A 20916-nucleotide genomic window follows, 5' to 3' on the forward strand; every position below is an offset into this window, starting at 1 on the left:
ACATTTTTGAGATTACGATTTATTAAGCCGTACGCACTTTATGCTTTGAATGCACAACAGCTAATACAATAAACCCTATAACAGCCACCACTGCACCAATCGGTTTACCTAAATCACTTGATAAGTTTAACCCTATTGCCGCAGTCATTATGTATGACAAGGTCACTGCTGTAGCGATTACTGCTGGTATACTAGTGATCCAGTGGAATGTACCACGGTCAAATAAGTACTTGGTCGCAAGCCACAACACACTGGTTGAAAGCAGCATATTTGAGAATGCGAAGTAGCGCCAAATCACAGAGAAATCGAGCTTAGTCATAAAGTAAGCAATGGTTAAAATAGGGATTGCTAGCAATAAACGATTACGTAAACTTTGCGGAATACTAAACGCATCAACCACGGTTAAGCGCAGTGAACGAAACGCCGTATCGCCTGAGGTAATAGGGAAAACAGCAACAGCAATAATTGCCATAATACCGCCAAATACACCTAAGTAGCTGTTTGCAATATGGTTAACCACCAAACCTGGACCGCCTAAATCAAGCATAGCTTTTAAACCCGCATAGCCTTCAGGGAAGGCAGCAATACCAGCTAATGCCCATACACAACCTACAATGCCTTCACACATCATCGCACCATAATAAACTGGGCGTACGTATTTTTCGTTGGTTAAACAACGGGCAATAATAGGTGCTTGCGTTGAGTGAAAACCACTAATAGCACCACAGGTAATGGTTATAAATAGCAGCGGCCAAGTGGGCAGTCCATCAGGATTTGGTGCTAAGAAGTCATGAGCGTGATCGGCCTCAAAGTATGCTAAAAAGTCGCCCGCTACTGGTAAATGCGGTGCGTTTATTAGCAGTGATACCGCAATAGCTACTGTCATCACAATCATTAACAAACCAAAAATAGGGTAAAACTTAGTGATGATTTTATCAATGGGTAATAACGTGGCTAAAAAGTAGTAAGCTAAAATAGCCAAAACCCAAAAGGTATTATTTGCAAATATTGTATCCTTAAATATATCAAGGTTACTTAATAATCCTGCCGGGCTCATAATAAATACAACACCAACAAAAAATAGTAGCATCGCAGTAAAAATAAGCATAAAGCCTTTAAATACAACGTTGTAGTAGTGCCCTGCTATTTCCGGTAAGCTTTTCCCGTCTTCTTTTATACTCATTACTCCTGAGAAGAAGTCGTGTACAGCGCCACCCAAAACATTACCAAGCACAATCCATACAAGCGCAACCGGACCATATAATGCACCCAATATTGGGCCAAATATGGGGCCTACGCCTGCTATATTTAAAAATTGAATCAAAAATGCACGAACAGGGTGAATTGCAACGTAATCAACACCTTCGCTAAAGCGTTTTTGTGGTGTGTCGACCGTTGAATCCATGCCCGCTTGCTTTTCAACAAACGGGCTATAAAACTTATAGCCTAATATTAAAATAGTTAGGCAAATAAAAAAGATGATCATAAAGCACGCTTCTCTTTTTGTATGTGTGTATAGGGCCAAGTATTGCAGCCCAAATTTTAAAATAACAATTGAACGTAGCATATGAAAAAGCACGCAACAATGAGACGTTTGGCTAATGCTCTGGCAAAATCAAATTTATTTAAAAAAATAAAACTAAGTAACAGCATAAGTTACTTATAAAAAAGCGTTAAAAAACGTTAAAAGTGCTTATATTGCGACTAAAATCTATACGCCAATTTACAACAATAGCTACACCTGAATGATTAATTAGCCTACGATAAACATTATTACTACTTTTAATGTACTGCCGTTGGCCTACGTGGCTTTATAAAAAACAAGGATGCCCTCAATGACACAGTTTACTACGCCCGATTTATACGATGAACATCGCGACCATGTGCAAGTCGCTGACAGTGGCTTGCAACACTTTGGTAATAAAACTCTCTTTTATGGTCAAGTAGTGACTGTCACCTGCCCAGACGATAACTCGTTTGCTGGCAACATATTACATGAAAATGGTGAAGGCAAAGTGTTGGTTGTGGATGGCTTTGCTAGTAAGCGTTTTGCCTTCATTGGCGATATGATTGCAGAGCGAGCCCTAAAAAATGGCTGGCAAGGCATTATTATTAATGGTTGCTGCCGCGATATTGAAATTCTTGCCACGCTTGATTTACCCGTGATGGCACTAGGCGCTACGCCGCGCTGCACCACTAAGCGCGGTTTAGGTGCCAAAGATCACCCGGTTAATATGTTAAACACCACAATTAATACCGGTGATTGGGTATATGCTGATGTCAATGGATTAATTATTAGTAATAAAGCCTTGTTATGAACAATCAAAGTGGCTGTTCGCGATAAAAAAAGCAGCTCGAGAGCTGCTTTTTTTAAAATCAAACAATAAAGTTTTACATTAAAGTGCTAACCATACATCGGTTGAACCAGGCTCGTTCCCTTGAGTCCACCACTTAGCTTGGTACTTGTTGCCCTGATAAGAGACTTCATCACCGCTGTTATAAATAGCCGATGACTGCCAAATTGCAGCACCTGTATCATCTGTAGGCTGTGTTGTTGCCTCCCACGCACCACCTAAATCAGGACGCTCACCTTGAGTCCACCATTTTGCTTTATATTCAACGCCATTATAAGTGACGACATCGCCACCAACGTATGCAACGCTCGCATCCCAATCTCCTGTTGGTGGAGTGATAGTATCACCATTTGTCACTGTTACGCTAAAGCTTTGTGTTGTAGTTAATTCGCCATCACTGACTGCAACAGACACTGTGAAGTTTTTGTGACTTATTTTAGTATTTAGTGTTCGGCTAACTTTGTTTAGTTAACCGCTGAGTGATTAAACAAACGAGCAAAAGTAAGCTAGCGCTTACCCACAAACAGGCCTGCAGCCCATATACTTTATACATAAAACCAGAAAGTACTGTCCCGACCAGTCTTCCTGCAGCGTTAGCCATGTAATAAAAACCTACATCCAAAGAAACACCATCACTTTTAGCAAGGCTGACAATCAAATAACTGTGTAATGATGAGTTAATAGCAAATGCAGCACCAAAAATAAATAACCCAACAATTAGCGTAGTGTTTACAGCTATATTCAACTGCATCAAACAAGCTAATAACAAGGTGACACACGCCAATACTCCCCCCCAGTAAAACGCTTTCTTTATCGCATCATTACTGACAAGTGACTTACCCGTAATTTTTGGTGCTTGAGATTGCACTACCCCATAAGCAATCACCCATAGTGCCATAAAACCACTAACCCACCAGTGTGGCCAATTAAATTGCGAGGCTAAATAAACAGGCAGTGCAACAACAAACCATACATCACGAGCAGCAAATAAACAAAACCGAGCGGCACTGAGTAAATTAATTGCCCTAGACTTAGAAAATAACGCTTTAAATTTTGGTTTATTTTTAGCTTTGCCTATATCACCCTCTAAATACACTAAGCTAATGATCCAAGCGATAGTTAAAAGCATAATTAAAGCAACTAACGCTCCAACAAATCCTAGTAAAGTAAGTAATAGCCCCCCTAAAAAGAAGCCAACTCCTTTTAATGCATTTTTAGAGCCCGTTAATATAGCAATCCATTTGTATAATTGGCTTTGCTGATTGTCACCTTCGGGAACTAAATATTTAATCGCACTTTTAGCGCTCATTTTATTGAGATCTTTGGCAACCCCACTTAAGGCTTGCGCTAACATTACATAACTTACCGATAACCAATCGCTTGGTGCACACAACATAGCTAAGGCCACAACTTGCAGCCCTAATCCTATGTTCATGGTTTTATTTAAACCTAAATGCGCACCTAACCAACCGCCAATTAAGTTAGTAATAACCCCAAATAACTCATAAAACACAAACAGCATGGCAATCGCGAGCGCGCCATACCCTAACTGATGAAAATACAGCACCACCAGCATGCGAAGTGCGCCATCTGTTAGTGTAAAAGCCCAGTAATTACCCGTAATAATGCCATACTGTTTTAAAGCCGATGGTAAATTGGCGATTTGCGAAAACATCTTCAATACCCTGAACTAGTTTACTAAATCACTTTGTCCTACTTTGAGCATCAGCTCAGCAGTCCGGTTGGCATAACCCCATTCATTATCATACCAAGCATAGAGTTTAAGTTGAGTGTGGTTTATAACCATTGTCGAAAGCGCATCTATAATTGTGCTACGAGGGTCTGTTTTGTAATCAATAGATACCAATGGCTTTTCTTCATAGCCTAAAATGCCTTTTAGCTCGTTATTAGCCGCTTGCTTAAACCATCCATTCACTTCTTGTTCGGTTACACCACGCTCTAGTTCAAACACGCAATCAGTAATTGATGCATTCGTTAGGGGGACTCGAACTGCATGGCCGTTTAATTTTCCTTTTAGCTCAGGGAATATCTGCGTAATAGCCGTAGCACTGCCTGTTGTGGTGGGAATTAAACTGGTACCACATGAGCGAGCTCGACGTAAGTCTTTATGAGGCGCATCTATAATTGTTTGGGTGTTGGTAATGTCATGAATCGTTGTTATGGATCCATGCTTAATCCCTACTTTTTCTTGCAATACTTTTACCACAGGCGCTAAACAATTTGTTGTGCATGAAGCCGCGGTAACAATTTTATGTAACTGCGGATTATAAAGATGATCGTTCACCCCTATTACCACATTTAAAACACTTTTTTCTTTAACTGGGGCAGTAACAACCACACGCTTTACACCTTGCGCTAAATAAGCGTTGAGTAATTCTGTTGTTTTCATTTTACCGCTGGCTTCAATCACCACATCACATTGTGACCAGTCAGTCTCTGCAATCGATTTATTATTCGTTACTTTAACCGTATGCTTTGCTACAGAAAAACTATTATCATCGGCTTGCACCTCATATTTTAGGCGCCCGTGAACCGAGTCAAATTCTAATAAATGGGCATGTGTTTTCGCATCAGCAGCCACATCATTAACATGTACAAATTCAACCTCAGGCCAATCAATTGCCGCTCGTAAGGTTAAACGTCCGATTCGTCCAAAACCATTTATGCCTACTTTAATCGTCATTATAAAATTCCTTTAGTTAGTCACAGCATTTTAAAATTCGCTCAGGACGCTTGCCCATCACATTTAAACGCTGTAATTGATGCTCATAAAATGTAGGGGTGGCATGTAATGTTTTTGTAATTACATCTTTCGCCCAATCAGGTAGTGATTTATTTAAGCTATAGAACACCCATTGATTTTGCTTACGATCAGCAAGCAAACCGCATTGACGTAATACAGCTAAATGCCGTGAAATTTTAGGCTGGCTTACATCAAGTGCCTCCACTAATTCACATACACATAACTCATCTTCATGCGCAATAAGCAGTATTGTCTTTAAGCGGGTGTCGTCAGCGATACATTTAAAAAAATGCAGAGGATTTAGTTGATTCATACAGTGTAGTCTTGTTTTGCATACAACAACAATATATGAAAAGAAAGACATATGGAATAGTGAATATGTGAAATTTCATATATTCAGGTAAAGTTATCTATTTTCCGCGTCAACTCAAGTTTGGCTTTTAGAGGTGTGCCCAATAAAAAACACGCGATGATCACTCATGGCGTGTTTTTATAAACAATATAAAGAGGTAAATTAAATAACTGAAAGTTCTACCTCAATATTACCGCGTGTTGCGTTTGAGTATGGGCATACTTGATGTGCTTTATTTACAAGCTCTTGCGCAGCTGCTTTATCCATATCACCTAGTGATACAGCAAGCTTTACAGCAATACCAAAACCGCCTTCAATAGCACCAATAGACACTTCAGAGTTAATGTAAGTATCGCTTGGTAAAGCAACTTTTTCGCTACCGGCTACAAATTTAAGTGCGCCAATAAAACACGCTGCATAACCTGCTGCAAATAATTGCTCTGGATTAGTGCCTTGCCCATCGTCACCACCTAACCCTTTAGGCGTTGATAAGTTAACATCTAAACGACTATCATCTGATTTAGCAACGCCTTCACGTCCGCCTGTTGCCCTAGCTTTTGCTGTATAAGCTACATTTTGTAATACATTCATAGTGAACTCCTAAGATTTAAAATTTTCACATTACTTACTTTGTGTGCAAAATAATAGAACAACTAAATTCTGATTGCAAATACTTTGCATACAAACTAAAATACTCTGTATTGAAATGAAGGATAAAACGATGTCGTTTGAACAGTTAAAATTAAAAAATCAGTTATGCCATCGTTTATATATGGCGTCTAACAGCATAGCCCGTGCCTATCGAGAACCTCTAGCTGAGCTTAACCTTACCTATCCTCAGTATGTTGTTATGATGGCGCTGTGGGAACAAGATGAAGTAACCATCGCTGAGCTAATAGATAAAACCGCAATTGATGGTGGCGCGCTTACTCAAATATTAAAAAAAATGACCGACAAGTCATTACTTAACGTTATAAAAGACGAACACGATAAGCGTAAGCGTTTGGTGCAACTGACTCACACGGGTCACTCTTTAAAACTTGAAGCTGCCGACATCCCAAAAAGGATTTTTTGCAAATTTGACAGTATCGACACAACCCAAGCACAACAATTAATGCAGTTACTCGACTTAGTGGTCAATGATCTGACCGACTAAAAACCCAGCTTTACCCAGCTATAACTTAACAAACAAGGCGTTAATTAATGACTCATTTAAAAAACGACTTATTGCTATTACTTACAGCATTACATTACTGGTAAGTAATGGAGCACTTGCCAATAATAGTGAATTAACCACTGTTGCGACATTTGATGCACAACACCCTCCTGGCAACATAGCCATTACGCCATCTGGCCGTAAGTTCTTATCTATACATGGTTTTTATGGGCAAAATCAAAAAATCATGGAGCTATTAAGTGATGGCACCACTAAACCCTACCCTAATGAGCAATGGGCTTACGCATACAACAAAGGTAAGGGCTTTTACGGGGTACTCGGTGTTAATGTATTAAGCGACGGCATACTATGGATGCTTGATACCTCAGGGCCAGATCATGCGGGGAGATTAGTTGGTTGGGATACCAACCAAGAGCAACTGCATAAAATTATTTACCTAGCCAAACCAACAATTACCGATACCTCGTTTTTAAACGATTTAGTTATCGATAATAAACACGGCGTTATTTACATTGCCGATACAGCACAAGGCACTCAGGCTGCAATTATTATAGTAAACCTAAAAACCGGTGAAGCGCGAAGAGTATTACAAGATAGCCAATACACCACCGCCGAAAATATTGATATGGTTATTAATGGCCGAACAATGCGCCTGGGCGGACAACGTGTTAACCCAATTACGCTTGATCCTAACGAAGACTGGCTTTACTTTGGGTCAATGTCGGGGACTTCGGTTTATCGTATTGCCACCAGCGCAATTAACAACGAGCAGCTTTCAGCAAAAGCGCTAGAAGCCAAAGTAATGCGCTACGGCACTAAACCCATTTCCGACGGCATTACGGTGGATGGGGGCGGTAACGTCTATGTGACCGATATAATCAATGGTGCAATTGGCGTCGTAAAACCAAATGGCGACTATGAAGTGTTATTTAAAGATGATCGCCTAAGCTGGCCAGATGGCTTTAGTTATGGTGCAGATCATAAAATATATTTTACAGTAAACGATTTGCACAACTCGCCGGTGTTAAGCAATGATAAAACTCAAAACCCTAATAAGTTTAAAGTGATGTCGTTTACGCCCCTTGTAAAAGGTAAAGTAGGTCGTTAATAACCTAACGCAATTACCCTAGCCCTGTCATGTAATGCAGGGCTTTATAACATCACACCAAAAAAGTGCATATTTTATAATTACTCCCCCAATTTGGTGCCTCAGCCAAACTAGGTATTAAAGAAATAATAGTAAATATCTGATTTATATTCATAAAATATTCAATAAACAATTGGCATACTTCTTCCTTATATTTAATTGTCATTAGTTACACCAAGGAAAAAAATTATGTCTAATTTATACAACACTCTTTATTTTTTATGGCGCTTAGATATCACAGTGTGGCAAGTTAATGAGCCAACAAATACGCATACCACCAGTGAAAAAGAGCGTATCTACTCGCGTTAAAACTATTTTTGAACAGACTTTGCAAGCTAAGTCATAGCGTTGTATTGTAAAAGACTATTTAATTGGTTAGTGGAACGTGTATGCATGCTTTAGAAGTTAATTTTGACGGCTTAGTCGGCCCTACTCACAACTACGCAGGTTTGTCGTATGGAAATGTTGCCTCGTTAAACAACGCGGCGAGCTTTTCAAATCCGCAAGAAGCAGCATTGCAGGGCTTGGCTAAAATGAAAGCCATGCACGATAAAGGCTTAACCCAAGGGGTATTTGCGCCTCATGCTCGCCCAGATTTAAATGTATTGCGGCGTTTAGGGTTTACTGGCAACGATGCACAAGTCATTAATAAAGCCTTTAAAGCCGATCCTATTTTATTGCGCGCTTGTTACTCTGCCTCAGCCATGTGGACCGCTAATGCAGCCACCGTATCGCCTTCACCTGATACTAACGACGGCAAAGTACACTTCACTGCGGCTAATCTAAATAATAAATTTCATCGCTCTTTAGAGCCAAACACCACTACACGTTTGCTCAAAGCGATGTTTAATAACGAACAATACTTTGCACACCATTCACATTTGCCTGAGCAAGGTTTTTTTGGTGATGAAGGCGCAGCAAACCATACTCGGCTGTGCGACAGCCATGGTGAAACCGGGCTAGAATTATTTGTATTTGGTGCAAGTGCCTTTAACAGTCAGCTTGTTAAACCCGTTAAGTTCCCTGCAAGGCAAACTTTGGAAGCATCGGAAGCCATTTGTCGATTGCACAATATAAAAGATACCAGCCAAATACTATTACAACAAAACCCTGATGTAATTGACCAAGGGGTGTTCCATAATGATGTAATTGCGGTGGGTAACGCCAATGTTTTATTATGCCATCAGCAGGCGTTTTTAAATCAAACGCAAGCATTAGACGATATCCGCGAAGCTTATGTAGGTAACAAACAGCTTTATATTATTGAAGTACCAACCAGCAAAGTGAGTATTCAAGATGCCGTTAGTAGCTATTTATTTAATAGCCAACTGGTTAGCCTTAGTGACGATAAAATGTTGCTCGTTGCCCCACAAGAATGCCAGCGTAATCCTGCTGTAAAAGCGTATATTGAAGAAATGATTATTGACGATAACCCCATAAATCAAGTGCAATTTTTTGATTTGCGCCAAAGTATGCAAAATGGCGGCGGGCCTGCTTGTTTGCGTTTACGCGTGGCGCTTAATAGCCAAGAATTAGCAGCGGTAAATCCTGAGGTTATTTTAGATGAGCAAAAGTACACCCAATTATGTGATTGGGCTACGCGCCATTACCGCGATAAACTCGGTGCCAACGACTTTGCAGACCCTGCTTTACTTACCGAAAGTTATCAAGCGCTTGATGAGTTAACCCAGTTACTTAGCCTAGGATCGGTATACCCATTTCAACTAGAAGCTTAATTGCTTTCGGCTACTAGGGTTTGAAACATACGTTCAAACCCTTATCGCTAATCTCTCTAAATTCAATTAAGGTTAAGTTTATATAATTATACTTATAGCTTAACTATTCAAAAAAATATGATTCTATCTATTAGGGTAATGAATTACTCCTGATAGCATGCTTAAACGACATTACTGTCACTTAATTAACCCTAACTAACTCATTTAATTGAGTCTATACACTCAAGCTTGGCAGAATTCCAAAAAAGGAGACAAACCATGGCAACACAGAAAGTAATTTTAATTACCGGCGCATCGAGCGGCATTGGCGAGGCAACCGCTAAAACATTAGTTAATAATGGCCACAAAGTGATCTTAACCGCGCGCAGCGAAGATAAACTCAATAAACTAGTTGACGAGTTAGGCCATGAAAATGCATTTAGCGTTTCAGCCGATGCCACTGCATTTAATGAACTTGAGAATGTAGTGAGTAAAGGCGTTGAAAAATTTGGCCGATTAGACGTAGCATTCGCTAACGCCGGCATGGGTGTGTCATCACCTGGTACAGAGAATGGCGATCCTCAAGAGTGGTCAGCCATGGTTGACCTTAATATTAAAGCATTGCTTTGGACTGCTAAACTCACTTTGCCTCATTTACGTGAAAACCAAGGACATTTTATTTTAACCAGCTCTGCAGCAGGACGAAGACCCATTGATGGCTCTATTTATGGTGCCACTAAATGGTTTGCTCATGGCTTTGGTCAAAACCTTGCAGAAGAAATGAAACCTTGGCATGGCCGATGTACAACCATAGCCCCAGGCATGGTGAATACACCATTTTTTGATGAAGCAAAACCAGATAAGCTCGACCCTCAAGACGTGGCCGATGCCGTTTTGTTTGCCATTGAAGCTAATCAGCGTAATAGCGTACGCGAAATCTATTTAATGCCCACCAACTAATAATAAAATATAAAGGCCAATGTTTATTGGCCTTTACTATAAAAGTGCTTACCTGTGCTTTATTCAAATCACTATCTATTCAATCAATAAAAAGTCACTCATTGAAACGCCGCTTACCATGCTAAATCACAACTTTATGTCTATTATATAAAGAAAGTAATTCAATAACTGGAACCCATTTAATGGCTCCCAATAAAACTAATAATATGCCAGCTCATCAATATGTTACTAATGACCCGTTGCATCAACTTTTTGATGCTGTCGATTCTATTTCAGTACAAGGTTACGATGAGCAACGACGTGTTATTTATTGGAATAAAGGCAGCGAATTACTTTATGGGTATACACACCAAGAAGCCATTGGCAAAAAACTCGAAGATTTAATTATACCCGCGCCAATGCGAGAGCCCGTTATTAAAGCGCATAGTAATTGGATTAAGTATGATATTGAAATTCCCGCATCAGAACTCATACTCAGCCATAAAAATGGCAATGATGTAGCCGTATTTTCAAGCCATGTTATGTTTACCAATCAGTACAATACCAAACAAATGTACTGTATTGATATTGATCTGTCTGAGGTGCACAAAGCACAAGCAGAAGCCGTATTTAATGCCACCATGCTCAAAACTTTATTTGAGGCAATTCCTGATTTATTTTTTGTATTAGAGCAAAATGGCACTATTACTGACTACCATGCAAATAATGAAAACGATTTATATATTTCACCTAACCAGTTTATTGGTAAAAAATGGTGGATATATTACCTGAAAAAGTAGCGCAAAAGTTTCAGGTTCATATAGAAAAAACAATAGCTCAAAACAGTATGGTCAGTTTTGAATATGAATTGAGCATGCCTGAAGGCGTAATTTATTATGAGGCGAGATTGCGCCTACTGCCCAAAAAAAACCAAATCATGGTGATTATCCGTGATATTAGCGAACCACACCGCTCCGCTGAACTAATTCGCCATCAGGCTCTCTTTGATAGCTTAACCGATTTACCTAATCGCTTTTTATCTCTAGACCGCTTATCACAAATATTACTGGAAGTACAAAAGAGCCACGAAAAAGCCGCGGTGTTCTTTTTAGATCTTGATGACTTTAAAAAAGTGAATGACTCTTTAGGCCATGAAGTCGGTGATGAACTATTAATTGCGGCAGCAGCAAGATTACAGCAAACACTTAAAAAAAGTGACACAATAGGCCGATTGGGCGGCGATGAGTTTATTGTTTTAATATCCAATTTAAATGATGAGAATGATGCTTTAGCGATTGCTGAGCGGTTACTTCAAGCATTTAGGAAACCCTTTAAACTTGTAGGTAGAGACTTAATACTAACATTAAGTATTGGGATTGCTATTTCCCCTAAGGATGGCACCTGCGCCTCTGTGTTGTTACGAAATGCCGACACCGCTATGTACCAAGCAAAAGCGATGGGGCGAAACACGTCCTCTTTTTTCACCCCACAAATGAACGTCGCCATGCGCCGCCGCTTTGAAATAGAAGAGCAAATGCATGGTGCACTGGAGCGTAATGAATTTGAGCTTTATTACCAACCACAAATAGATGTAAAAACAAACACCATCGTTGGCGCTGAAGCCTTGCTTCGTTGGCATAATATAGTGTTAGGGGAAATAACCCCAGATGAGTTTATCCCAATTGCAGAGCAAACCGGCTTAATTACGCCTATTGGTTTATTTGTTCTTCAACAAGCCTTACGCTTTTTAAATGAATGGCAATCAATTAACAAGCAAAACTATACCATGGCGATTAATTTATCACCGCGCCAATTCAGAGACCCTGAACTGGTCAATATAATTAAACACACTCTACATAAAAATAGCATTAATAATGAATGCTTAGAGCTGGAAATTACCGAAGGGGTACTAATGAATAGCCAAGCCTCAATTCATGATGCCTTAGTGCAAATTGATGAGCTGGGCATAAAACTGTCAATGGACGACTTTGGCACAGGCTATTCATCATTAAGTTACTTACGAGAATACCCTTTTGATGTGCTAAAAATTGACCGTAGCTTTATTGCAGGGATAACAGATAACAAGGCAGACTGTAATTTAGTGAAAGCGGCCATAGCTATGTCACACAGCCTAGAAATAAAAGTGGTTGCAGAGGGAGTAGAAACCAAAGAGCAGCTAGATTTACTCAACGAGCTAAACTGCGATATTGCTCAGGGGTTTTATTTAAGTAAGCCCTTATCTGGTGCCAAGTTACTTAATTTTTCATTACATTACTGCAAAGCGACTTAAAAGCACTTTAGTTAAAAAGTGCTTTTACAGCTACGAGTTAGCTCATGATTTTAAAGAGTAAATCGCGCACAGTAGCGGGCTCAAACGGTTTGTCACAAATGGCGTCCACACCCGCTTGAGCAATATTAGCTAAATGGGTATCGTTAGCTTCTGAGCTCACCATCAAGATTGGGATATGCGAGTACGCATTCGATTGCCTTACCGTTTCAGTTAATTCTTTACCATCCATTTCTGGCATATTGTAGTCAGTAACAATTAAATCAAATGATTGGCTGTTTAACATTTCGATCGCTTGTTTACCGTCTTCAGCCTCTACAGGTTCAGGAATACCCATCCCCGCTAGCACTCGTATTATGTGTTTTCGTGCAAAACGGCTGTCATCAACTACAAGCACTCTAAGAAGCGTCACATCAAAGTGCTCTAGTTCCACTTCTTGCTCGCTAATAATATCTAAAGTCGCTTTAAGCGCCCGGGTTATTTCGTCGGCACTAAACGGTTTAGGTAAAATCGCTAATACCCCCGATTGCCTAAGTTGCTCTAAATGGCGCTTATTACGCTCGCTCGATACCAACATAAATGCCTGTTGCTCGGTATTACTATTACTGCGTATTGCCTGTAATAAAGAATCAGCTGTGCCATCACTTAAGTACATGCTGCTGATCACTAAGTCAGGGTGATAATTTGATAAAGCAGCCAGCGCGTTTTCTTGAGTGCTGGCCGTTTCAATTTGTGTAACACCGCACTGAGCCAGTGATTTTTTTATTAGCTTTTGTTGAACTTCAGAAGGCTCAACTAATAAAATAGATAAGTTGGCTATTGCCGTTAAATCACTCATTTCAATCCTGTTAATATTAATTCTATAATTTTTATAACGCTCATTATAAAGTAATAACTTACAAGAAAAAGCTAAAACAGCAACAAAACAGCTTGTTTACCTAAACTCAACACACTCAGCTTAAAAACGATAGTTTATGCCCGCATAATAACGTCTTCCCGAATAGCTTGAGTTTAATAACCGAGACTCTGTATCGTTACCTAGGCGCTTTACCGACTCAGATTTAGTTAAATTAATAACTGCAGCGGTCAAACTCAAATCCTCTAATAAATTAATCGAAGCATTTACATCAACTTGCTCGTATGGGTCTTGGTATACATTTAAGCCGCTATTTAAACCCAACACAGTTTCACCGCGTTTATTATAAGAAGCTCTAATATTAAAGGCATCTCCCTCATAATATATCGAGGTATTGTATTGATACTTAGCACTGCCTATTAGTGGCGATTTACCAAACTCTTTACCACCCACTTCTACATCGGCCTTATTGGTTTTGTTATAAGTGTAGTTTGCATAAAAACCAAAACCACTATCAAAGGCATGCTGTATAAATACTTCCGCCCCTTTAGATACAGCATCAGTACCATTGCCTACAGTGCTATATGGCGATATAGTAATATTTCCTGCCTCAACTATGCCCTCTTTACCTGCAAAATCTTGTTGTACGTCAATAACTAAGGGAACAACAAAATTATCAACAGTTTTATGAAACAGCGCTAAACCAATGGCAGAGCCTTCGCTGTAATAATATTCAATAGATAAATCAGCTTGCACCGACTCAAATGGCTTTAAGTTTTTATTACCGCCACTGCCACTAAAACCCGGAATTTCATTAAACTCAGCTCTATCGTCTGCCCACTCATCTGAGACAAACGTAATGCGTTGTTGTGCGCCTAAATCGGCATAATCAGGTCGTGACATCACTTTAGCAACCGCGCCTCGTACCACTACATCATCACTTATATCCCACGCAATATTAAAGCTAGGAAGAATTTGAGTATCGGTACTCTCTTGAGTAATAAGTTGATAGTCTTCAACAAATCGATCATCTCCCGTTACCGGCTCGCCGGTGTCATCATTGATATGATCTAATAAATAAGTATATAGGTCGGTTGATGATGTCATGGTTTTAGTGCGCACCACACGTACCCCTAAATTACCTCGCACGCTATTAAACTCAAAGTCACCTTGCAGATAAAACGCCGCTATTTGCTCTTCAATATCATAAATGAAATTATCTTCTTTACGCGTATACGGAACATAATGACTGGTCACAATATCGCGGTATTTATCCCAATCAATGCCGGGCATTTGGTTTATATTAAAACCACCCGCAATATTACCTTCGTTGATAAACACATCTTGTGCTAGTGGCATACCGTTGTTCCACTGATAACTGTCAAAACGTGTGATCCCCCCCTCGCTGGCTTCTCCTGCAGCAATATCAAAATTAGGATCTAAAAAGAAGGTATTACCGGTTTCGCGATGCAGCGTAGCTTCTCGGTACTTTATGCCGGTTTTAATTGTTCTTAAAATTCCCCAATCGGTGTAAAAATCTAGATCGCCTTGGTAGTAACTTTCTTCAAGCTCGCTGCGTACAAAGCTTGAGTTTGATGAACCCGGATCGCGCCCACCGCCTACGCCACTGAGTAAATTAGCCAGTGTATTTGGGTCTATATTTAAACTAATGTCGTTTTCATTAATTTGCCAACCCGCTGTTTGCGATGCATTTTCTATACGGCTTTCATTTTCACCGGCGTTTGAACTTTTATACGCCGCTTCCCAACTCTCCTTTGGCCCGCCTTCAGAGCGCGTATTGCCCGCCACAAAACGGGCTTTAAAATAATCGCCTTCATAGGTTAAATTAAAATCAAAGGTGTCTGAGGTCGACTCTTCACGCACATAACGGCCTCGCATCCACGGCAATTGCATATCATTCTCTGCGCCACTCGCAGCTGCATCAAATTGCATCCCATTGATAATAGTGCCCGACTCATCCAAACTTACATCGGTTAAAAAGTCAGGATTTAAAGACCATTCAGGTATATCAATCACCGACTCAGTTCTATTTTTATCAAGTGAAAATCCAAAATAGTTAAAGCCAATTTCAACACGGCTTGTTGGGCGCCACTGCGTGCTAAATTGCATCCCTTCTCGCTCACGTAATTCGTTTACAATTGAGCCACGAACCACTTGAGGAAACCAAACATTGTCATAACTATTACCCTGAGCATCACTTACTGAGCCCCACTGATTATTGTTTTCAACCGGCGCGCCATTAACATCAACCGGGTTTTCACCAATAAAGCGCCACACATTTGCATCGGTGCCACCCGAAAGAGTTCGGTTAGTGCGTTTTTGTGAGGTGTAACCAAACAACACACCAAAAGTATCAGCCTCATTCTTCCAAGAATAAAGTGCGGTTAACTGCGGCTCAGACTCTTCAGTCACATCGGCATAGGTGCTTTCAATGTTAATTATCCCAGAGTTTGCCTCCATACTCAGCGGTTTACGACTATGCATTAATACTGTACCGCCAACGCCCCCCTCATCTAAACGTGCCTCTGGTGATTTATACACTTCCACGCTTTCAATCATGGCTGAGGGGAGTAATGCATAATCAAACGAACGAGATGGCTCGCCTGGTGATGACGCAATAAAATTTCCATTTAGCTGAGAAAAGGTGAGTTCAGATGATAACCCCCTAATACTAACCGATGAGCCCTCGCCTCCGTCACGGTCAATCACCACGCCAGGTACGCGTTGTAATGAATCAGCGACATTTTTATCAGGAAACTTACCAATATCTTCTGCTGTTATGGCATCAACCACAGAGCTCGATAAACGCTTTATATCTAAATTAGCCGCCATACTGGAACGGATACCGCGTACCTCAATAACTTCTATATCGGCATTATTTTTAACAGGTATGGCTGGTTGCGCCGCATACGCGCTACCTATTGCAGATAAAACAGATAAACACAGTGCTGATTTTATAAATGTTAATGCAGGTAGTGAAAAGGGACGATTATTGCAAGTACTCATGACAGTGTGCGGTTCCGTTTTATGCGCTTTTGATACTTAGCGGCAGCGCTATCAATAAAGGTCAATAGCGGGTCAAAAATTGCTGCTAAGTCTACAGCGCCAAACTTAATGGCCGATTAATAAAGTCGATAACTTACTGAATAACTTATGTAAATAACAATGTTTAACGTTATTTATAAAAAAGCCGGTAAAACTTTTACCGGCTTGACGTTGCACACTATGTACTTGGTTGGTTTTTTACTTGGTTGACTTACTTGGCAGTGGGCCGAGGATCTCAGTCATTAATGAGGCAGGCGGTAAACCCATTTGCATTTTTACCGCCCCATTAGCATCGTGATAAAAAGTAGCGGGGGTTGCTCTGGCACCAACACTCATCATTATTTGATGGTTTTTCATTAATTGCGCATTTATCTGCTCAGGGGGATTTTTTAGCGGCTGTAATGTACGCGCTAAATTATCGTTTTCAAACTTTTTTAATACTTCTTCAGGGTTACTGGCACTCATAATAGCCGCCGCTTTGCCTAAACTGTCGGCTTTTAAAATACCCACTAAAATATGGCGTATTTGTACCTCTCCCGCATCCACCCAAGGACGCGCATTTTGCCAAAACTGTCTGCAGTAAGGGCAATTGGGATCGGTGAAGGTATAAATTACTCGCTTTGCCTTGGCTGAACCATCGACTATCCAATGGCTACTCTCTAATGTTTGCCAGTCTTTTTGCGCTTTAGGGCCTGTAGCGTAGTCGTTTGCCGCTTGCTCTCCTACATTATTACCATTGGCGTCAAGCATAGGGCCGGTAAATAAATATTGCTCGTCGGCGGTGATATATAAAGTAATAACTTGGCCTTTAAAGTCGGCAACATAGCCTTTCATGTTGGCAGGCGCTGCAAACTCGCTGACTATTTCACCGCCTTGCTCAGTAACTAACTTAAGGGGTGAAGGCAGTGCTTTTTGTTGGGCCAATAGGGGCGAGGTAAACGCTAGTAATGGCAGTAAATAAATTAACTTCATGAGGCATCCTTATTGTGCAGACTGTTGATTTATAGCTTGCATGTAATAACGCAAACTCGCGTGTGAGAGCTCTCCCATGTGACTGGTTACTAATTTGCCATCACTGCTATAAAAAAGCGTGGTTGGTAGCCCAGCAGCTCCGGATTCACGACTTACATTACTGTTTTGATCAAAAAACACATTGCGTAAGTCGAGCTGCTCAGCATTAATAAATTTTTGTACCGTAAATAAGTCCTCTCCTTGGTTAACAAAAACAAAAGCTATATTAGGATTGTTTTTTTGCGCAGCCTGTAATACCGGCATTTCTTTACGGCACGGTGGGCACCACGACGCCCAAAAGTTAATAACGACAGGTTTGCCTTTAAATGACTGTAAATCAACCTCTTTACCACGCAGGTTATATACCGCAGATTGTGGCAGCTCAACCCCAGCTTTATAAATAGAGGCAGCAAAGGTAGGCACCATAATGGTAAGCAACGCGACAATAGCCGCTATGAAATAGGTTTTCAGCACTGCTTTTTTGCCTCGCGCATACAGTGCCAACACAAGCGCACCCGCCACCCAGCCATAAGAAGGCATAAAGCCGCCATCACTTATATTAATAAGTTGCCACCAGTTTTCTTGATACGCATCCCACATAGTCAAAACAAACATTAATCGCGCAACAATAAAGCCCACTACAAACGCTTTAAATACCGTATCTAAAATTGCTTTTTGCTGTGGTTGCTTACGAGTTTGTAAATGGGTAAGCCCCCAAAATACGCCTAAGCCTAATAAAATAATAAGCTGCGAAATGGCAATAACAAACGGCCCAATTGAAATACTTAACATAGCTATAAATCTTCTTTAAATACGGTTAGCCGCTATAGTATACAAAGCGTTAATTAAGCCAATATTAAGAGCAAAAATTAATAGTAAATAAGCACATAGCAGTTACTTAACCTGAACTATGGTTAAGAGATTTACTAACGTATTGAATCATAGTTATATTTAAATTTATTTTCTCTAGCCAGAGATTTTCAGTGAAAACAAGGCCAATTTACGCGTCAATAGCTGGCCTATTGCAAGTAAATTCAACGCAGTTAGCGCTGAAAATAGCTGCTTGAGATAGATTTATTATCCAAAGCTCAGGTTACTTAACCAATGGAAACAGGTATTCTAGCTAGGGTATTTTAAACAGGGTAGCGAGTATGTTTGTATTGTTAGTGGAAGATGATGACGTAATAGCCGACGCTATTTGTACTTACTTAACCCACCAAGGGCAAGCCGTTGAGCACGTTAGTACCCTAAGCGCAGCGACTACTTATATGCAATCGAGCAATTTTGATTTATGCATTCTTGATTTAAACCTACCCGATGGTAATGGCATTAACTGGTTAAGCTGGCTGCGTGACAATCGTTTTTCGCTCCCCGTGCTTATTCTTACCGCGAGCAATACCATAGATGACAAAGTTATTGGATTAAAAAAAGGCGCCGACGACTACCTGGTAAAACCTTTTGATTTAAGAGAGTTATTAGCGCGGCTATTAAGCTTAAAGCGCCGCGCAAGCGATAGGCTCAGCAATACAATTACTCACGGCGCACTGCAATACGATTTAGAGCAACATAAAGCATTACTCAATGGCACGCTTGTTTGCTTATCACGTAACGAGGACTTATTACTGCAAACCTTTTTAAATAGTCCGCAACAAATTTTAACCCAAAGCCAGTTAAAAAATGTACTTTATGGCGTGTGCGATGATGTAGCGAGTAACGCACTTAACGTACATATTTTTAATTTACGTAAAAAACTAGGCGCACCGGCAATAGAAACCATACGTGGCCTAGGCTTTAGATTAGGCACAATAGAGGTGAGCCACTAATGAGCTTGCGTTTACGGTTAACGGTATTGGTTGCAGCGGTATTTTTAGGCTTTTGGCTTATCGCCAGTGTGTGGATGATATCGGGGTTAAATAATAAGTTAGCGGTTAACTTTGATCAGCGCCTTCGCTCAACCGCGTTTATGTTAGGTAACATTTTAGCCCATGTACCCAAAGATGCGCTCAGTAAAAGCCTCCCTGATATTATAAATGCCAGCGGGGTAAACACTGAAAAAGGCCTAACCTGTCAAATTAGCTCTTTGCAAGGCAGTATAATTGCCAGCAGTAATAGTCAATCGTTTCCCCATCAACCTACCCTAAACCAAGGTTTTAGTTATGTAAGCTCTGAGCAAGCTAAGTGGCGTACGTTTACCTTAATTACTGCGCAATATAAAATTACCATTGCCGATAAGGTGGCCGAGCGCGATGTGCTCTATCACGACTTGCTCATTAGCATACTCATTCCACCTGCGTTAGCTATTTTTGTTGCCCTGGTATTACTTTGGTTTGCCATAGGCACAGGAATACGGCCAATAAAGTTATTAATACATGCGCTTGAAAAACGCGGCAGTCACGACTTAGAGCCGATACAGTTAAACCAGCCTTTAAAAGAACTGCAACCGCTTATTACTAGCCAAAATGCCTTAATGGCACGCTTAGCAAAAGGGATCAGCCGCGAAAAACACTTTACCAGTAATGCCGCGCATGAGCTAAGAACCCCACTAGCCGGCATTTTAGCGCAAATACAATTAGCAGAGCTTACGCAAGATGCCACCCAACAAAAAGCACTAGGGCAAGCTAAAAAAAGTGCGCATAGATTAAATACCATTTTAGACAACCTACTGGTATTGGCCCATGTAGATGCCGACACGCCGCCAAACACTACAGAGCCTTGGGAACTTGAGTCGTTGATTACTACTGTGGTAACAGAATCAAACAACAATAGCGCCCGCTTAACCTATAGCATAACAGCAAGCCAGCCAGTGTGCTGTATGCCCAGTGCCATGCTCACTATAGTGTGTCGTAATTTACTTGATAACGCATTTAAGTACAGCAAAGCGAATACAGCTGTGGTTTTAGCCGCTAATTTAACAGCCACAGCACTAAAAATAACCATTAGTAACCACGCTCATATTAACCCGGCCGATTTAGCTAATATGGCAACTCGTTTTTGGCGTAAAGGTGCAGAAAACGGCGCAGGGCTTGGTCTGTCAATTGTGGCCAGCATCGCTGAAAAATACCAAGGCTCACTCATTCTTAAAAATGATAACGCGTTATTTATTGCCGAATTTACCGTGCCCGTTAAGGTTAATAACTAAGTTACGAAGTAACCAGATGCAATAACCTTCCTGTTACTGCATGTTTTATTTTTTAGGTTAATAGCAGTTTTATTAAAATATGCTGAGCACTTGCTAATACATGCGCAGC

At 40.5% G+C, this 20916-nt stretch carries 17 protein-coding genes and 1 pseudogene; 8 read left to right on the top strand and 10 right to left on the bottom strand.

Going from position 1 to position 20916, the window contains the following annotated elements; genetic code table 11:
• Nucleotides 1–22 precede the first annotated feature (22 nt).
• Complete coding sequence (locus CWC14_RS03265; protein WP_036955146.1) at nt 23–1486, bottom strand: carbon starvation CstA family protein; 1464 nt, start codon at nt 1484–1486, stop codon at nt 23–25.
• Between the two features lie 349 nt (nt 1487–1835).
• Here CWC14_RS03265 and CWC14_RS03270 point away from each other — a divergent pair, with 349 nt between their 5' ends.
• Nucleotides 1836–2318: a putative 4-hydroxy-4-methyl-2-oxoglutarate aldolase gene (locus CWC14_RS03270; protein WP_138561267.1), complete on the top strand. Its 483-nt coding sequence runs from the start codon at nt 1836–1838 to the stop codon at nt 2316–2318.
• Between the two features lie 78 nt (nt 2319–2396).
• Here the strand turns inward: CWC14_RS03270 and CWC14_RS03275 are convergent, their stop codons facing one another.
• The 5 genes from CWC14_RS03275 to CWC14_RS03295 all read right to left on the bottom strand — a co-directional run bounded on the left by CWC14_RS03275 (nt 2397) and on the right by CWC14_RS03295 (nt 6061).
• Entirely contained in the window at nt 2397–2768 is a 372-nt protein-coding gene (locus tag CWC14_RS03275; protein WP_249928682.1) for a carbohydrate-binding protein, read from the bottom strand.
• A gap of 40 nt (nt 2769–2808) precedes the next feature.
• The gene (gene arsJ / locus CWC14_RS03280; protein ID WP_058155776.1) at nt 2809–4029 is read right to left on the bottom strand and encodes an organoarsenical effux MFS transporter ArsJ; all 1221 of its coding nucleotides are present in this window, start codon (nt 4027–4029) and stop codon (nt 2809–2811) included.
• 15 nt (nt 4030–4044) lie between these two features.
• Nucleotides 4045–5058 (bottom strand): ArsJ-associated glyceraldehyde-3-phosphate dehydrogenase, encoded by a 1014-nt coding sequence (locus tag CWC14_RS03285; RefSeq protein WP_138561269.1) that lies wholly within the window; start codon nt 5056–5058, stop codon nt 4045–4047.
• A 16-nt stretch (nt 5059–5074) separates the two neighbouring features.
• A complete protein-coding gene (locus CWC14_RS03290) occupies nt 5075–5431 on the bottom strand; it encodes a metalloregulator ArsR/SmtB family transcription factor (RefSeq protein ID WP_138561271.1) in 357 nt (118 codons plus the stop codon).
• A 201-nt stretch (nt 5432–5632) separates the two neighbouring features.
• Nucleotides 5633–6061, bottom strand: coding sequence for an organic hydroperoxide resistance protein (locus CWC14_RS03295; protein WP_138561273.1), 429 nt, complete (start codon nt 6059–6061; stop codon nt 5633–5635).
• A gap of 130 nt (nt 6062–6191) precedes the next feature.
• Between CWC14_RS03295 and CWC14_RS03300 the strand changes: the two genes are divergently transcribed.
• The 5 genes and pseudogenes from CWC14_RS03300 to CWC14_RS03320 all read left to right on the top strand — a co-directional run bounded on the left by CWC14_RS03300 (nt 6192) and on the right by CWC14_RS03320 (nt 12738).
• Nucleotides 6192–6626: a MarR family winged helix-turn-helix transcriptional regulator gene (locus CWC14_RS03300; RefSeq protein WP_024602753.1), complete on the top strand. Its 435-nt coding sequence runs from the start codon at nt 6192–6194 to the stop codon at nt 6624–6626.
• Nucleotides 6627–6696: 70 nt separating this feature from the next.
• Nucleotides 6697–7755 carry an L-dopachrome tautomerase-related protein gene (locus CWC14_RS03305; RefSeq protein WP_249928684.1) on the top strand — a complete coding sequence of 353 codons (1059 nt, stop codon included), beginning with the start codon at nt 6697–6699 and terminating at the stop codon, nt 7753–7755.
• A gap of 428 nt (nt 7756–8183) precedes the next feature.
• Complete coding sequence (astB, locus tag CWC14_RS03310) at nt 8184–9530, top strand: N-succinylarginine dihydrolase (RefSeq protein ID WP_138561277.1); 1347 nt, start codon at nt 8184–8186, stop codon at nt 9528–9530.
• A 258-nt stretch (nt 9531–9788) separates the two neighbouring features.
• Entirely contained in the window at nt 9789–10469 is a 681-nt protein-coding gene (locus CWC14_RS03315; protein ID WP_058155772.1) for an SDR family oxidoreductase, read from the top strand.
• Nucleotides 10470–10651: 182 nt separating this feature from the next.
• A pseudogene (locus CWC14_RS03320) lies at nt 10652–12738 on the top strand (EAL domain-containing protein).
• 37 nt (nt 12739–12775) lie between these two features.
• Here CWC14_RS03320 and CWC14_RS03325 read toward each other — a convergent pair.
• From CWC14_RS03325 to CWC14_RS03340, 4 genes are all read right to left on the bottom strand, one after another.
• On the bottom strand, nt 12776–13573 hold the full coding sequence (locus tag CWC14_RS03325; RefSeq protein WP_138561279.1) for a response regulator transcription factor: 798 nt from the start codon (nt 13571–13573) through the stop codon (nt 12776–12778).
• A gap of 120 nt (nt 13574–13693) precedes the next feature.
• Complete coding sequence (locus tag CWC14_RS03330; RefSeq protein ID WP_138561281.1) at nt 13694–16618, bottom strand: TonB-dependent receptor; 2925 nt, start codon at nt 16616–16618, stop codon at nt 13694–13696.
• 237 nt (nt 16619–16855) lie between these two features.
• A complete protein-coding gene (gene dsbG / locus CWC14_RS03335) occupies nt 16856–17629 on the bottom strand; it encodes a thiol:disulfide interchange protein DsbG (RefSeq protein WP_008108707.1) in 774 nt (257 codons plus the stop codon).
• Between the two features lie 9 nt (nt 17630–17638).
• Complete coding sequence (locus CWC14_RS03340) at nt 17639–18460, bottom strand: TlpA disulfide reductase family protein (RefSeq protein ID WP_138561283.1); 822 nt, start codon at nt 18458–18460, stop codon at nt 17639–17641.
• Between the two features lie 359 nt (nt 18461–18819).
• Between CWC14_RS03340 and CWC14_RS03345 the strand changes: the two genes are divergently transcribed.
• Both CWC14_RS03345 and CWC14_RS03350 read left to right on the top strand, forming a co-directional pair.
• Nucleotides 18820–19491 (top strand): response regulator transcription factor, encoded by a 672-nt coding sequence (locus CWC14_RS03345; protein WP_008108703.1) that lies wholly within the window; start codon nt 18820–18822, stop codon nt 19489–19491.
• Nucleotides 19491–20807, top strand: a complete 1317-nt coding sequence (locus CWC14_RS03350) for a histidine kinase dimerization/phospho-acceptor domain-containing protein (RefSeq protein WP_008108702.1) — start codon at nt 19491–19493, stop codon at nt 20805–20807. The genes CWC14_RS03345 and CWC14_RS03350 overlap by 1 nt, the downstream gene beginning before the upstream one ends.
• The last annotated feature ends 109 nt before the right edge of the window (nt 20808–20916 follow it).

Origin of the sequence: Pseudoalteromonas sp. S3260 (assembly GCF_005886925.1) — a bacterium.
Classification (GTDB): domain Bacteria; phylum Pseudomonadota; class Gammaproteobacteria; order Enterobacterales; family Alteromonadaceae; genus Pseudoalteromonas; species Pseudoalteromonas tetraodonis.